The organism is Halalkalibacter krulwichiae (assembly GCF_002109385.1).
Taxonomy (GTDB): domain Bacteria; phylum Bacillota; class Bacilli; order Bacillales; family Bacillaceae_D; genus Halalkalibacter; species Halalkalibacter krulwichiae.
This window is the reverse complement of the sequence record NZ_CP020814.1, coordinates 133,440-147,810: the sequence shown is the minus strand read 5'-3', so window position 1 is coordinate 147,810 and position 14,371 is coordinate 133,440. Positions and strand designations below refer to the sequence as shown.

Below are 14,371 nucleotides of genomic sequence, written 5' to 3'. Positions count from 1 at the left end.
ATTAGTTGCCTCCTTCCTCTTTTTTCGTTCCTTTCGTTGGAAGGACTTCACCACGATAAATCCAGATTTTAACACCTAATTTACCGTAAGTTGTATCAGCTTCAGCTGTACCATAATCAATATCAGCACGAAGTGTGTGAAGTGGAACAGTTCCTTCGCTATAATGTTCTGCACGAGCGATATCAGCACCACCAAGACGACCAGATACTTGAGTTTTAATACCTTGAGCACCTGCACGCATTGTACGTTGGATTGCTTGCTTCATAGCACGGCGGAACGAAATACGATTTTCTAATTGACGAGCAATGTTTTCAGCAACTAACTTTGCATCAAGGTCAGCTTGCTTGATTTCAAAGATGTTGATGTGAACTCGCTTGCCTGTTAATTCATTTAATGCTTTACGTAGCGCTTCAACTTCTGAACCGCCTTTTCCGATCACCATTCCTGGCTTAGCAGTAGAAATTGTAATGTTTACACGGTTTGCAGCACGTTCGATCTCTACTTTAGAGACAGAAGCGTCTTTTAAACGTTTTTCAATATACTCACGAACTTTAATATCTTCGTGTAGTAAATCTGCATAATCTTTATCAGCGTACCATTTTGACTCCCAGTCACGAATGACACCAACACGAAGTCCAACCGGATTAACTTTTTGACCCACGCTTTATCCCTCCTTCTTTTCTGTTACAACTAATGTAATATGACTAGTACGTTTGTTAATACGGCTTGCACGACCCATCGCACGTGGACGGAAACGTTTCAAAGTAACACCTTCATCAACAAAAGCCTCACTAATCACAAGGTTGTTTGGCTCCATTTCATAGTTATGTTCTGCGTTCGCGATTGCAGAGTTTAAAAGCTTTTCCACAACTGGTGAAGCAGCTTTAGGTGTGTGACGTAAAATAGCGATCGCCTCACCAACTTGCTTACCACGAATCAAATCAATAACCAAGCGAACTTTACGAGGAGCAATACGAACTTGTTTTGCTACTGCTTTAGCTTGCATAGGATTGACCTCCTCTCTTACTCACAATTTAACGTCTTGTTTTCTTATCATCAGCTGCATGACCTTTATACGTACGAGTTGGTGCGAACTCACCAAGTTTGTGACCAACCATGTCCTCAGATACGTATACAGGCACGTGCTTACGGCCATCATAAACAGCAATAGTGTGACCAATGAACTCAGGAAAAATCGTTGAACGACGAGACCAAGTTTTGATAACTCTCTTATCATCAGTTTCGTTCATTGCTTCAACTTTCTTCATAAGATGATCATCGACAAAAGGTCCCTTTTTCAAACTACGACCCATGAGAAAACCTCCCTTCGTGATTGAGCTACGGTTCTATTTGAGAACCGCAGTACAATCCCGTTATTTTTTACGACGACGTACAATATACTTGTCAGACGCTTTGTTTTTCTTACGAGTTTTGTAACCAAGAGTTGGTTTACCCCAAGGTGACATTGGTGATTTACGTCCGATAGGAGAACGGCCTTCACCACCACCGTGCGGGTGATCATTCGGGTTCATTACAGATCCACGAACAGTTGGGCGTTTGCCTAACCAACGAGAACGACCCGCTTTACCGATATTAACTAGTTCATGCTCAAGATTTCCAACTTGACCGATTGTAGCACGGCAAGTAGCTAAGATATAGCGAGTCTCACCAGAGTTCAAACGAACAAGAGCATAATCTCCTTCTTTACCAAGTAACTGAGCTTCAGTTCCAGCAGAACGAACTAATTGTCCACCTTTTCCAGGCTTGAGTTCGATATTGTGAATCACAGTACCGACTGGGATGTTTTGAAGTGGTAATGCATTACCAACTTTGATATCCGCATTAGCACCAGACTCAATCATCATATCAACTTTAAGTCCTTTTGGAGCTAAGATGTAACGTTTTTCACCATCAACATAGTTGATTAATGCGATGTTAGCAGAACGGTTTGGATCGTATTCGATCGTAGCAACGCGGCCTGGAATACCATCTTTGTTACGTTTGAAGTCAATCACACGGTATTGACGTTTGTGTCCGCCACCTTGATGACGTACAGTTAATTTACCTTGGTTGTTACGTCCACCTTTTTTGTGTAAAGGCGCAAGTAACGATTTTTCCGGTTTATCAGTTGTGATTTCAGCGAAATCAAGAACTGACATTCCACGACGACCGGCACTGGTCGGTTTATACTTCTTAATCGCCATTTAAGTTCCCTCCTTCTCTACTATTTATTAAACACCTTCAAAGAACTCTAATTCTTTGCTCTCAGGTGATAATGTAACGATAGCCTTTTTACGACGAGCTGTGTAACCCGTGTAACGACCAAAACGCTTTGATTTACCTTTGTAGTTCATTGTGTTTACTCTATCGACTTTCACTTCAAAGATTTCTTCAATTGCATCTTTGATTTGAGTTTTATTAGCACGTACATCCACTTCGAATGTATATCTTTTATCACTCATTAGATCAGTTGAACGTTCAGTAATCACAGGGCGCTTAATGATATCACGAGCGTTTGACATTACGCAAGCACCTCCTCTACCTTTTCAACGGCATCTTTCGTAATAACAAGCTTATCATGCTTAAGCACATCAAGCACGTTTACACTCTCAGCTGTAACGAATGTTACTCCTGGTAGGTTACGCGCAGAAAGAGCAACCGCTTCGTTATAATCAGCAGTTACAACTAACGCCTTACGATCAACAGAAAGGCCTGAAAGAACTGCAGCCATTTCTTTTGTCTTAGGTGCTTCAAATGATAGGTTGTCTAATACTACTACTTCTTCCGCTTGAACTTTGCTAGATAAAGCAGATTTAATAGCTAAGCGACGAACTTTTTTAGGTAACTTGTAGCTATAGCTACGAGGAGTTGGTCCGAATACGACTCCACCACCAACCCATTGTGGTGAACGGATCGATCCTTGACGAGCACGACCAGTTCCTTTTTGACGCCATGGCTTACGACCACCACCACGTACTTCAGAACGTCCTTTTGTTTTATGTGTTCCTTGACGAAGAGATGCTTGTTGCATTACTACAGCGTCATGAAGCACACTTGTATTTGGTTCAATACCAAACACTGAATCAGCTAATTCGATGTCTCCAACTTGAGAACCTGTTTGGTTAAATAAAGCTACTTTCGGCATGATGTGTCCTCCTTTCTAAAATTCTTTATTTTACTTTTACCGCACTTTGGATTTCTACATAGCTCTTTTTAGCTCCAGGAACATTTCCTTTAACTAAAAGAAGATTACGCTCAGCATCCACTTTTACGATTTCTAAGTTTTGAACTGTAATTGTTTCTCCACCCATACGTCCAGGTAATAATTTACCTTTGAAAACGCGGTTAGGAGCAACAGGACCCATTGAACCTGGGCGACGGTGGTAACGAGAACCGTGAGACATTGGTCCACGAGATTGGTTATGACGCTTGATAGCACCTTGGAAACCTTTCCCTTTAGATGTTCCTGTTACGTCAACTACATCACCTGCAGCAAATGTATCTACCTTAACTTCTTGACCTACTTCATACTCGTCAAGATTTACGTTACGGATTTCCTTGATGAAGCGCTTAGGAGCCGTGTTAGCTTTCGCAGCATGGCCTTCAGCTGGCTTGTTTGTGTTTGCTTTCTTTTGGTCAGCAAATCCGATTTGAACTGCTTCGTAACCGTCAGAGTCAACAGTTTTCTTTTGAAGTACCACGTTTGGTTCAGCTTCGATTACTGTTACTGGGATTACTTCACCATTTTCAGCAAAGATTTGTGTCATGCCAATTTTTCTACCTAAGATTCCTTTGGTCATCCGTTACACCTCCTAATATAATTCATATTTTGTTTGCCATTTTCATATCATAATAATGAAAGTCATTATTTATTGGTTAATTTAAAATTAAAGCTTAATTTCGATATCGACACCAGATGGTAAATCCAAACGCATTAACGCGTCCACTGTTTGTGGAGTTGGATTCACGATGTCAATAAGGCGTTTATGAGTACGCATTTCGAACTGCTCACGAGAATCTTTGTACTTGTGAACCGCACGAAGGATCGTGTATACAGACTTTTCAGTAGGAAGTGGAATCGGTCCCGAAACACTTGCACCTGAACGTTTTGCTGTTTCTACAATCTTTTCTGCAGACTGATCAAGAACTCTATGATCGTATGCTTTTAAACGAATGCGAATCTTTTGCTTTGCCATTATAGCCCCTCCTTTTTCGTCCATTTTATAAACAGACATACTCCGCGAAAATTTCCTACACCCTGCCATGGCAATGGGGCCGGGTGTGTCAGCAACCTTCCGCATCATCGCTGTCAATGACCAACATTCCACATTATACACGTTTTATCAAAACAGCGCAAGTGAAATATTCGGCTGATCACACTTTTTCTATTATATAGCCCTTTATATTAAAAAGCAATGTCTTTAACGCTTTTTATTCTTTCTATACATTAGTAAATGCTGACATTCATTCTATCTGCTAAACTTATACATTATAAAAGAAACGAAGCGGAGGTTATAATGAAACGTTCAAACCAAATTCTTTGGTTACTATCACTTGCTCAATTTTTTGTTATGCAAGTTTGGTTCAATTACTCTTCTATTATTCCTGTTATAGAAGAAGCTTGGAATTTAACTGCTAGTGAATCAGGTCTAATTCTTGCGTTCTTTCATATTGGTTATGTTTTAGCTGTCATTTTTTATAGTTTTTTAATAACTGCTTATAACCCTAAATATTCTTTTATCTTTGGTGCTTGTCTTGCAGGAGTCGCAGGCCTTTCTTTTGCCTTCTGGGCTGATGGTTTTTGGTCTGCGCTTTTTCTACGTACGCTGTCCGGCATTGGTGTTGCAGGAATTTATGTACCTGGTATGAAAATGGTAGCTGAACTTTTTCCTCCCGAAAAAAGAGGACGGGCCTTAGGTATATATGTGGGGTCATTAGTTATTGGCTCAGGCAGTTCTTTATTTATTTCTGCACTCTTTATTAATACACTCGGCTGGAAAGGTGTTATTGGTATTACTTCTTTCTTAAGTCTCATTGCAGCCATTATCATTTCCTTTGTGAAAATTCCACCTATTGTGAGATTAGAGGGTCAAAGACTGACATTTGAGAAGGCCAAAGGTGTGTTTAAAAAAAGAAATTTACTCATTAATGCTGGTTATACAGGACACTGTTGGGAACTTTATGCTATGTGGTCATGGATTGGACCTTTTTTAGTCTTTTATTTTTTAACTAACGGTTATGAAAATCAGTTAGCAATCCAATTAGGAAATGCACTTGGTGCATTTATTATTATCATTGGCGGTATTGCAACTTACATTGGTGGAACTATATCTGACCGGTTTGGACGAACACAAACAGCTACCTACTTTCTAATCATTAGTATATTAGGCACAATATCGATTGGTTGGTTAACTTTTATACCGATTTCCCTCATGATTCTACTAGCCTTCATTTATGGATTTGCAATTGTAGCTGATTCGCCGATCTATAACACAGCAATTACAGAGGTAACGGATCCTGAACTATTAGGTATTGCATTAGGAATACAATCAGTACTGGGTTTTGGCGCAACCATTTTCGCTCCCTTACTTTTTGGAATTCTTCTTGACCGTTTTAACTGGGGAATTGCCTTTACCACAATTGGAATAATGACGATCTTCGCACCTTTATGTATGCTTGCTCTAACGAGATTAACAACGAGAGAGCAAAAAACGCTATAAAATACTAAAAAAGAACCACCTTGAAATATTCAAGGTGGTTCTTATCAATACATTAATTATTTTTGGATTGAAGCAACAACGCCGGCACCAACAGTACGTCCACCCTCACGGATAGAGAATTTAGTACCTTCTTCGATAGCGATTGGAGCGATAAGCTCAACAGTCATCTCGATGTTGTCTCCAGGCATTACCATCTCAACGCCTTCTGGAAGTTGAACAATTCCAGTTACGTCAGTTGTACGGAAGTAGAACTGAGGACGGTAGTTAGTAAAGAATGGCGTGTGACGTCCGCCTTCTTCTTTTGAAAGAACATAAACTTCAGCTTTGAAGTTTGTGTGTGGAGTGATTGTACCTGGCTTAGCAAGTACTTGACCACGTTGTACTTCATCACGAGCAACCCCACGAAGAAGTGCACCGATGTTGTCTCCAGCTTCAGCATAGTCAAGAAGCTTACGGAACATTTCTACTCCAGTACAAGTAGTTGACTTAGGCTCTTCAGTGATACCGATGATGTCGATTGTGTCACCAACGTTAAGTTGTCCACGCTCAACACGACCAGTAGCAACTGTACCACGACCAGTGATTGAGAATACATCCTCAACTGGCATCATGAATGGCTTTTCTTTATCACGTTCTGGAGTTGGGATGTAGCTATCAACAGCATCCATAAGCTCGATGATTTTTTCTTCCCACTGAGCATCTCCTTCTAGTGCTTTAAGAGCAGAACCTTGGATAACTGGAACATCGTCACCAGGGAAGTCATACTCAGAAAGAAGGTCACGAACTTCCATTTCTACTAACTCAAGAAGTTCTTCGTCGTCTACCATGTCACATTTGTTTAAGAATACAACAAGGTAAGGTACACCTACTTGACGAGATAATAGGATGTGCTCACGAGTTTGTGGCATAGGACCATCAGCAGCAGATACTACTAAGATACCTCCATCCATTTGTGCAGCACCAGTGATCATGTTTTTAACATAGTCAGCGTGTCCTGGGCAGTCAACGTGTGCATAGTGACGGTTGTCAGTTTCATACTCAACGTGTGCAGTTGAGATAGTGATTCCACGCTCACGCTCTTCTGGAGCACCATCGATAGCGTCATATGCCATTGCGTTACCTTTACCAGAGCGCTTAGCAAGTACAGTAGTGATTGCAGCAGTTAAAGTTGTTTTACCGTGGTCAACGTGTCCAATAGTACCAATATTGGCATGCGTTTTGGAACGGTCGAATTTTTCTTTAGCCATTATTCATTTCCTCCCTTAATTGAACATAAGTATATATTAAGTATTTTTATGGGTAAGAAAGGTGTAATACCCATACAAGAATAACACCTTTCTTAGCTTACAACAAATTAATTCTCGAAACAATTATTAAGCGAAATTATTATTGGCCAGTTTGCTTTTTAATAATTTCTTCAGCAACACTCTTAGGTACTTCTTCATAATGATCAAATACCATTGAGTATGTTCCGCGTCCTTGTGTACGAGAACGAAGTGAAGTTGCATAACCAAACATTTCAGCAAGTGGAACAAATGCTTTAACGATTTGAGCATTACCACGAGCTTCCATACCTTCAACGCGTCCACGACGAGCTGTAACGTCACCCATTACGTCTCCCATGTACTCTTCAGGTACAACAACTTCAACTTTCATTAGTGGCTCAAGTAAAACAGGAGCACACTTTGATTTAGCGTTTTTAAGTGCCATTGATGCAGCAATCTTAAACGCCATCTCACTTGAATCGACATCGTGGTATGAACCGTCGTACAACTTCGCTTTGATATCGATAACTGGGTAACCAGCGATCATACCATTTTGAAGTGCTTCTTCGATACCTTGTTCAACTGAACCGATGTACTCACGTGGAACAGATCCACCGACAACTGCATTTTCAAATTCAAATCCAGCGCCCTCTTCATTAGGAGAGAACTCAACCCAAACGTGTCCAAATTGTCCACGTCCACCTGATTGACGAACGAATTTTCCTTCAACTTGTGCAGTTTGACGAATTGTTTCACGATAAGATACTTGAGGCGCACCAACGTTTGCTTCTACTTTGAACTCACGCTTCATACGGTCAACAATGATGTCTAGGTGAAGCTCACCCATACCAGAAATGATTGTTTGTCCAGTTTCTTCGTTAGTCTCCGTACGGAAAGTTGGATCTTCCTCTGCAAGCTTAGCAAGCGCCATACCCATTTTATCTTGGTCAGCCTTAGATTTCGGCTCAACAGATAAAGAGATAACTGGCTCTGGGAATTCCATAGACTCAAGAATTACAAGATTCTTTTCATCACATAGAGTATCTCCAGTTGTAGTATCTTTCAAACCTACTGCAGCAGCGATATCCCCAGCGTAAACTGTTGAGATCTCTTCACGAGAGTTTGCATGCATTTGTAGGATACGTCCGATACGCTCACGCTTGTCTTTTGTTGAGTTTCTAACATATGAACCCGAATCGAGTGTACCAGAGTACACACGGAAGAATGTAAGCTTTCCAACATAAGGGTCAGTCATAACTTTAAATGCTAAAGCAGAGAAAGGACCTTCATCGCTAGATTCGCGTGTTACTTCTTCTTCAGTTCCAGGAACAATACCTTTGATTGCAGGTACATCAACAGGTGATGGTAGGTAGTCAAGAACAGCGTCAAGCATAAGTTGAACACCTTTGTTCTTAAATGCCGAACCACAAATTACAGGATAGAATTCAACGTTACAAGTTCCTTTACGGATTGCAGCTTTAATTTCTTCCTTCGTTAATTCTTCACCCTCAAGGTACTTCATCATTAATTCTTCATCAAGTTCAGCTACTGCTTCAATAAGTTCATTATGCAACTCTTCAGCTTTATCCTTGTATTCAGCAGGGATTTCTTTAGCATCTGTACGAGTTCCAAGATCATCTTCATAGAAGTAAGCAACCATGTCGATTAAATCAATGATACCTTCGAAGTTATCTTCAGCACCAATCGGTAATTGGATTGGATGTGCGTTCGCTTGTAAACGATCGCGAAGTGTACCAACAGAGTACAAGAAATCCGCACCTGTTTTGTCCATTTTGTTTACGAAAACAACACGTGGTACACCATAAGTTGTTGCTTGGCGCCAAACTGTTTCTGTTTGAGGCTCAACACCAGATTGAGCATCAAGTACTGCTACAGCTCCGTCCAATACACGTAATGAACGTTCTACTTCAACTGTGAAGTCTACGTGTCCAGGTGTATCGATGATGTTAATGCGGTGACCTTTCCATGCAGCTGTTGTAGCAGCAGAAGTGATCGTGATTCCACGCTCTTGTTCCTGTGCCATCCAGTCCATTTGAGATGCACCTTCATGAGTTTCACCAATTTTGTGGATACGTCCAGTATAGAAAAGTACACGTTCAGTTGTTGTTGTTTTACCGGCATCAATGTGAGCCATGATACCGATATTACGTGTATCTTTCAAGGAGAACTCTCTTGCCATAGGGTATTTCTCCTTCCTGATTCAATCAATTTATTTAGTAGGATTATAATTTTACCAACGGTAGTGAGCGAATGCTTTGTTCGCTTCTGCCATTTTGTGTGTATCTTCACGCTTCTTAACAGAAGCACCTGTGTTATTTGCAGCATCTAAGATTTCATTAGCTAGACGCTCTTCCATTGTCTTCTCACCACGAAGACGTGAATAGTTCACTAACCAACGAAGACCTAAAGTAGTACGACGCTCAGGCTTAACTTCGATCGGTACTTGGTAGTTAGCACCACCGACACGACGAGCTTTAACTTCAAGAACAGGCATAATGTTCTTAAGCGCTTGATCGAAAACTTCCATAGGATCATTTCCACTGCGTTCTTTTACAATTTCAAATGCATTGTAAAGAATTGTTTGTGCTTTACCACGTTTTCCATCCTCCATAATACGGTTGATTAAACGTGTAACAAGCTTAGACTTATAAATTGGATCTGGTAATACATCGCGACGAGCGACTGGTCCTTTACGAGGCATAATTTTCCCTCCTTTCAACGATTGTTAGATTACTTTTTATCTTTTGGACGCTTTGTACCATATTTAGAACGACCTTGCATACGGTTTTGAACACCAGCCGTATCAAGAGCACCACGAACGATATGGTAACGTACCCCGGTAAGTCTTTTACACGTCCACCACGGATAAGAACTACACTGTGTTCTTGTAAGTTGTGTCCGATACCTGGGATGTAAGCAGTAACTTCAATTTGGTTCGTTAAACGTACACGAGCATATTTACGAAGAGCTGAGTTCGGCTTCTTCGGTGTCATTGTACCAACACGAGTACAAACTCCACGCTTTTGTGGTGAAGAAAGGTTTGTTTGAGACTTTTTGAAGCTGTTAAAACCTTTGTTAAGTGCAGGAGAATCTGACTTCTTAACTTTTGCAACGCGTCCTTTACGAATTAATTGGTTAATTGTAGGCATTGTATTTCCTCCTCTCATTCAGTTAATTAAGACCACTGGTCCTGGTGGTTCATCTTTTGGCAAAAGGAAAGTTTTTGCCAAACGGATCACACCGAGTGGCAAAAACATTTATTTACTTCCTTAAAGCAACAGTGGCAGCGCCAACTTCAATTCCACAAGCTTTTCCAAGCTGTTTCATCGAGTCAACATATAAAAGTGGTATGTCCTTGGCTTTTGCTAATGCTTCAACTTTGTATATCACTCGGAATTCAGCATCCTTAGCAATAATCACCTCAGAAACATGACCTTCATCAAGCGCCTTAAGCGTTTGTTTCGTACCTATTACTAGGTCTTTTGCCTGTAGCACTTTATCATAAGACATTATTCATCCTCCAAAGCAACAGGTTTTCTCAGGCACACTAGGATATATTATCATCCTAATCACTCACTGTCAACTATTGCAACCAAATAATTATTCGTGAGTTAATGCACCTTCTGCAACAGGTTGATCAACTGCTTCTGGATCCACCTGATTATCATAATCAGAAGTAATATTTAAGTGACGGTAACGTGGCATCCCAGTACCAGCAGGAACAAGTTTCCCGATGATTACATTCTCTTTCAAACCAAGTAGTTCATCACGCTTACCTTTAATTGCAGCATCCGTCAACACGCGTGTTGTTTCTTGGAATGAAGCAGCAGATAAGAATGAATCTGTTTCAAGAGACGCTTTTGTAATCCCTAGTAAAACTGGTTTACCAGTGGCAGGACGTTTTCCTTCAAGAAGTACCGTTTTATTTTCATCGTTAAATTGTTGAATTTCAATTAGAGATCCTGGTAGTACGTTTGTTTCTCCAGCATCAACAACACGCACTTTGCGAAGCATTTGGCGAACCATAACCTCTACGTGCTTATCTCCAATTTCTACCCCTTGCATACGATAAACTTTTTGTACTTCACGAAGTAAGTATTCTTGTACCCCGCTCATCCCTTTTACTTTTAGAAGTTCCTTAGGATCAATCGAACCTTCAGTGATTGGCTCTCCAAAGTTAACAAAATCACCTACAGAAACTTTTAGACGAGCACCATATGGAATGGCATAAGTCTTTGTTTCCATTTCACTTCTAATAGTAACCTCACGCTTATCTCCTTCTTTGAAATCAACGACTTCCCCGTCAATCTCAGAAATAACCGCTTGACCTTTAGGATTACGCGCTTCAAACAATTCTTGGATACGCGGAAGACCTTGAGTGATATCGTCCCCTGCTACCCCACCTGTATGGAAAGTACGCATTGTAAGCTGTGTTCCTGGTTCTCCGATAGATTGAGCCGCGATAATACCAACCGCTTCTCCAACCTCAACATCACTACCTGTTGCCAAGTTACGGCCATAGCACTTCTTACATACACCGTGACGAGTATCACAAGTAAATACCGAACGAATCGTTACCTCTTCAACACCAGCTTCAACAATTGCCTTAGCAATATCTTCGTGAATTAATTCATTCTTTCTAATTAGTACTTCGCCTGTTTCTGGGTGCTTAAGCGTCTTAAATACGACACGGCCTACAAGACGATCGTATAAGTTCTCAATGATTTCATTGCCTTCTTTAATGGCTTGAACCGCTAAACCACGGTCTGTTCCACAATCATCAGAACGAACAATGACATCTTGCGCTACGTCAACAAGACGACGCGTTAAGTAACCTGAATCGGCAGTCTTAAGTGCAGTATCGGCAAGACCTTTACGAGCACCGTGTGTCGAAATAAAGTACTCGAGTACCGTTAGTCCCTCACGGAAACTTGATTTAATCGGAAGTTCAATGATCCGTCCAGATGGGTTAGCCATCAAACCACGCATACCAGCAAGTTGTGTAAAGTTCGATGCGTTACCACGGGCTCCAGAGTCACTCATCATAAAGATTGGGTTACTGCGATCAAGTGTACCCATTAATTTATTTTGAATAACATCCTTCGCTTCACTCCATACAGAGATAACACGATCATAACGCTCTTCTTCTGTGATTAAACCCCGACGGAACTGTTTAAGGATTTTTTCAACTTTTAGTTCAGCTGATTCAAGAATTTCTTTCTTCTCAGCTAATACAACGATGTCCGCAACCCCAACAGTAATACCGGCACGAGTAGAATATTTAAAGCCTAGTTCTTTCATCCGGTCTAACATTTTTGAAGTTTCAGCAATTGCAAACTTCTTAAATACTTCTGCAATAACGTTTCCTAAGAAACCTTTTTTAAATGGAAGTACTAGATCATTTTCTTCAAAATGCTTACGTACATCTGTCGAACTTGAAACAATGTATTTCTCAGGTGTTTTTTGTTCTAAGTTATAAGACGTTGGTTCATTAATATACGGGAATGTTTCCGGTAAAATCTCGTTAAAAATCAACTTACCAACTGTCGTTAATAACAATTTATCATTCTGATCTTCACGGAATGTCGGCTTGTTTAAAGAAGCGACTGGAATTGCTACACGACTATGCAAATGAACATATCCGTTTTGGTAAGCAATTAACGCTTCATTCGTATCTTTAAAGATTGAACCTTCACCTTTAGCATCCTTACGCTCCAACGTTAAGTAGTAGTTACCAAGTACCATATCCTGTGAAGGAGTAACAACTGGTTTTCCGTCTTTTGGATTCAAAATGTTTTGTGCAGCAAGCATTAAAATACGTGCTTCCGCTTGAGCTTCCGCAGAAAGAGGTACGTGAACCGCCATTTGGTCACCATCAAAGTCAGCATTATATGCTGTACATACTAGCGGATGAAGCTTAATGGCACGACCTTCTACTAGCGTCGGTTCGAACGCTTGAATTCCTAAGCGGTGAAGAGTTGGTGCACGGTTTAATAATACCGGGTGCTCACGAATAACCTCTTCTAATACATCCCAAACTTCCGGTTGAACTCGCTCGACCTTTCGTTTTGCACTCTTAATGTTGTGTGCAAGTCCTTTGCTTACAAGCTCCTTCATAACAAACGGCTTGAATAACTCAAGGGCCATTTCTTTCGGAAGCCCGCATTGGAACATCTTTAAGTTTGGACCTACTACGATAACCGAACGACCTGAATAGTCAACACGTTTACCAAGTAAGTTTTGACGGAAACGACCTTGTTTCCCTTTTAGCATATGAGAAAGTGATTTTAGTGGACGGTTTCCCGGTCCTGTAACTGGACGCCCACGACGACCGTTATCAATTAATGCATCAACTGCTTCTTGAAGCATACGTTTTTCATTTTGAACAATAATGTTTGGAGCACCTAAATCTAGTAGACGCTTCAAGCGATTATTACGGTTGATCACACGACGATATAAATCATTCAAGTCAGACGTAGCAAATCGACCACCATCTAACTGAACCATTGGACGAAGCTCTGGCGGAATTACCGGCAGGACATCGAGAATCATCCATGATGGCTCATTACCAGAATTACGGAATGCTTCTAACACTTCAAGGCGCTTAATTGCACGTGTACGGCGTTGGCCTTGAGCTGTAACTAATTCCTCTTTAAGTAATCCAACTTCCTTCTCTAAATCAATATCAGCAAGCAATTTGCGAATGGCTTCTGCACCCATTTGTGCATTAAAAGAACGTCCATACTTATCTCGATATGTACGATATTCTTTCTCTGATAAGAGTTGTTTCTTTTCAAGTGGTGTGTCACCTGGGTCTGTTACAACATATGAAGCAAAGTAGATAACTTCTTCAAGTGAACGTGGAGACATGTCAAGAACAAGCCCCATACGACTTGGAATTCCTTTAAAGTACCAAATATGTGATACCGGTGCAGCAAGTTCAATATGCCCCATACGCTCACGACGTACTTTCGCACGAGTCACTTCCACTCCACAGCGATCACAAACAACACCTTTGTAGCGAACGCGCTTATACTTTCCACAATGACATTCCCAGTCTTTTGTCGGACCGAAAATACGTTCACAGAAAAGGCCATCTTTTTCTGGTTTTAGTGTACGATAGTTGATTGTTTCAGGTTTCTTAACTTCCCCTCTTGACCAAGAACGGATTTTGTTTGGTGAAGCAAGACCAATTTTCATATATTCGAAATTATTTACATCTATCAAGGGGCTAACCTCCCTTTTCGTTTCCATGTCTATTGAGCTCGTGAATAAAAAAATGCCTGATAAAGAGGAACAATGAATCAAGCTTATATCTAATCTAGTTTCACTCTAAATCAGAGTAACGAGGATGGTTCAAATGCT

General features: G+C 40.7%; 14 protein-coding genes and 1 pseudogene. 1 reads left to right on the top strand and 14 read right to left on the bottom strand.

All coding sequences use genetic code 11. The features are described from left to right. Position 1 precedes the first annotated feature (1 nt). From rpsC to rpsJ, 8 genes are all read right to left on the bottom strand, one after another. A complete protein-coding gene (rpsC, locus tag BkAM31D_RS00710; protein WP_066159574.1) occupies positions 2–661 on the bottom strand; it encodes a 30S ribosomal protein S3 in 660 nt (219 codons plus the stop codon). A gap of 3 nt (positions 662–664) precedes the next feature. Next, positions 665–1,006, bottom strand: a complete 342-nt coding sequence (gene rplV, locus BkAM31D_RS00705) for a 50S ribosomal protein L22 (protein ID WP_066159571.1) — start codon at positions 1,004–1,006, stop codon at positions 665–667. Between the two features lie 28 nt (positions 1,007–1,034). Then, entirely contained in the window at positions 1,035–1,313 is a 279-nt protein-coding gene (gene rpsS, locus BkAM31D_RS00700) for a 30S ribosomal protein S19 (protein WP_066159568.1), read from the bottom strand. Positions 1,314–1,373: 60 nt separating this feature from the next. Beyond that, a complete protein-coding gene (gene rplB, locus BkAM31D_RS00695; protein WP_066159564.1) occupies positions 1,374–2,204 on the bottom strand; it encodes a 50S ribosomal protein L2 in 831 nt (276 codons plus the stop codon). A gap of 27 nt (positions 2,205–2,231) precedes the next feature. After that, entirely contained in the window at positions 2,232–2,522 is a 291-nt protein-coding gene (gene rplW, locus BkAM31D_RS00690; protein WP_066159561.1) for a 50S ribosomal protein L23, read from the bottom strand. Further along, a complete protein-coding gene (gene rplD / locus BkAM31D_RS00685; protein WP_066159558.1) occupies positions 2,522–3,145 on the bottom strand; it encodes a 50S ribosomal protein L4 in 624 nt (207 codons plus the stop codon). Before rplD ends, rplW begins: the two co-directional genes overlap by 1 nt. A 25-nt stretch (positions 3,146–3,170) precedes the next feature. Next, positions 3,171–3,800, bottom strand: coding sequence for a 50S ribosomal protein L3 (gene rplC / locus BkAM31D_RS00680; protein WP_066159556.1), 630 nt, complete (start codon positions 3,798–3,800; stop codon positions 3,171–3,173). Between the two features lie 87 nt (positions 3,801–3,887). Further along, positions 3,888–4,196 (bottom strand): 30S ribosomal protein S10, encoded by a 309-nt coding sequence (rpsJ, locus tag BkAM31D_RS00675; RefSeq protein ID WP_017729599.1) that lies wholly within the window; start codon positions 4,194–4,196, stop codon positions 3,888–3,890. A gap of 321 nt (positions 4,197–4,517) precedes the next feature. On the opposite strand from rpsJ, the gene BkAM31D_RS00670 reads away from it, so the two are divergent. Next, positions 4,518–5,720, top strand: coding sequence for an MFS transporter (locus BkAM31D_RS00670; RefSeq protein ID WP_066159553.1), 1,203 nt, complete (start codon positions 4,518–4,520; stop codon positions 5,718–5,720). A 56-nt stretch (positions 5,721–5,776) separates the two neighbouring features. Here BkAM31D_RS00670 and tuf read toward each other — a convergent pair whose 3' ends face one another. From tuf to rpoC, 6 genes and pseudogenes are all read right to left on the bottom strand, one after another. Further along, a complete protein-coding gene (gene tuf, locus BkAM31D_RS00665) occupies positions 5,777–6,967 on the bottom strand; it encodes an elongation factor Tu (RefSeq protein ID WP_066159550.1) in 1,191 nt (396 codons plus the stop codon). 139 nt (positions 6,968–7,106) lie between these two features. Continuing rightward, positions 7,107–9,185: an elongation factor G gene (gene fusA / locus BkAM31D_RS00660; protein ID WP_066159547.1), complete on the bottom strand. Its 2,079-nt coding sequence runs from the start codon at positions 9,183–9,185 to the stop codon at positions 7,107–7,109. Positions 9,186–9,236: 51 nt separating this feature from the next. Continuing rightward, positions 9,237–9,707 carry a 30S ribosomal protein S7 gene (gene rpsG, locus BkAM31D_RS00655; protein ID WP_066159544.1) on the bottom strand — a complete coding sequence of 157 codons (471 nt, stop codon included), beginning with the start codon at positions 9,705–9,707 and terminating at the stop codon, positions 9,237–9,239. A gap of 29 nt (positions 9,708–9,736) precedes the next feature. Continuing rightward, positions 9,737–10,155: pseudogene (rpsL, locus tag BkAM31D_RS00650) on the bottom strand (30S ribosomal protein S12). A gap of 112 nt (positions 10,156–10,267) precedes the next feature. Next, positions 10,268–10,516: a 50S ribosomal protein L7ae-like protein gene (locus tag BkAM31D_RS00645; protein WP_066159542.1), complete on the bottom strand. Its 249-nt coding sequence runs from the start codon at positions 10,514–10,516 to the stop codon at positions 10,268–10,270. 90 nt (positions 10,517–10,606) lie between these two features. Then, the gene (gene rpoC / locus BkAM31D_RS00640; protein WP_066159540.1) at positions 10,607–14,233 is read right to left on the bottom strand and encodes a DNA-directed RNA polymerase subunit beta'; all 3,627 of its coding nucleotides are present in this window, start codon (positions 14,231–14,233) and stop codon (positions 10,607–10,609) included. Positions 14,234–14,371: the final 138 nt, after the last annotated feature.

Coding starts and splice junctions, on each gene's coding strand:
- rpsG (WP_066159544.1), bottom strand. CDS start 9,707: ATGCCTCGTAAAGGACCAGTCGCTCGTCGCGATGTATTACCAGATCCA.
- BkAM31D_RS00645 (WP_066159542.1), bottom strand. CDS start 10,516: ATGTCTTATGATAAAGTGCTACAGGCAAAAGACCTAGTAATAGGTACG.
- rplW (WP_066159561.1), bottom strand. CDS start 2,522: ATGTCAAACGCTCGTGATATCATTAAGCGCCCTGTGATTACTGAACGT.
- BkAM31D_RS00670 (WP_066159553.1), top strand. CDS start 4,518: ATGAAACGTTCAAACCAAATTCTTTGGTTACTATCACTTGCTCAATTT.
- rplC (WP_066159556.1), bottom strand. CDS start 3,800: ATGACCAAAGGAATCTTAGGTAGAAAAATTGGCATGACACAAATCTTT.
- rplV (WP_066159571.1), bottom strand. CDS start 1,006: ATGCAAGCTAAAGCAGTAGCAAAACAAGTTCGTATTGCTCCTCGTAAA.
- rpsS (WP_066159568.1), bottom strand. CDS start 1,313: ATGGGTCGTAGTTTGAAAAAGGGACCTTTTGTCGATGATCATCTTATG.
- fusA (WP_066159547.1), bottom strand. CDS start 9,185: ATGGCAAGAGAGTTCTCCTTGAAAGATACACGTAATATCGGTATCATG.
- tuf (WP_066159550.1), bottom strand. CDS start 6,967: ATGGCTAAAGAAAAATTCGACCGTTCCAAAACGCATGCCAATATTGGT.
- rpsJ (WP_017729599.1), bottom strand. CDS start 4,196: ATGGCAAAGCAAAAGATTCGCATTCGTTTAAAAGCATACGATCATAGA.
- rplD (WP_066159558.1), bottom strand. CDS start 3,145: ATGCCGAAAGTAGCTTTATTTAACCAAACAGGTTCTCAAGTTGGAGAC.
- rplB (WP_066159564.1), bottom strand. CDS start 2,204: ATGGCGATTAAGAAGTATAAACCGACCAGTGCCGGTCGTCGTGGAATG.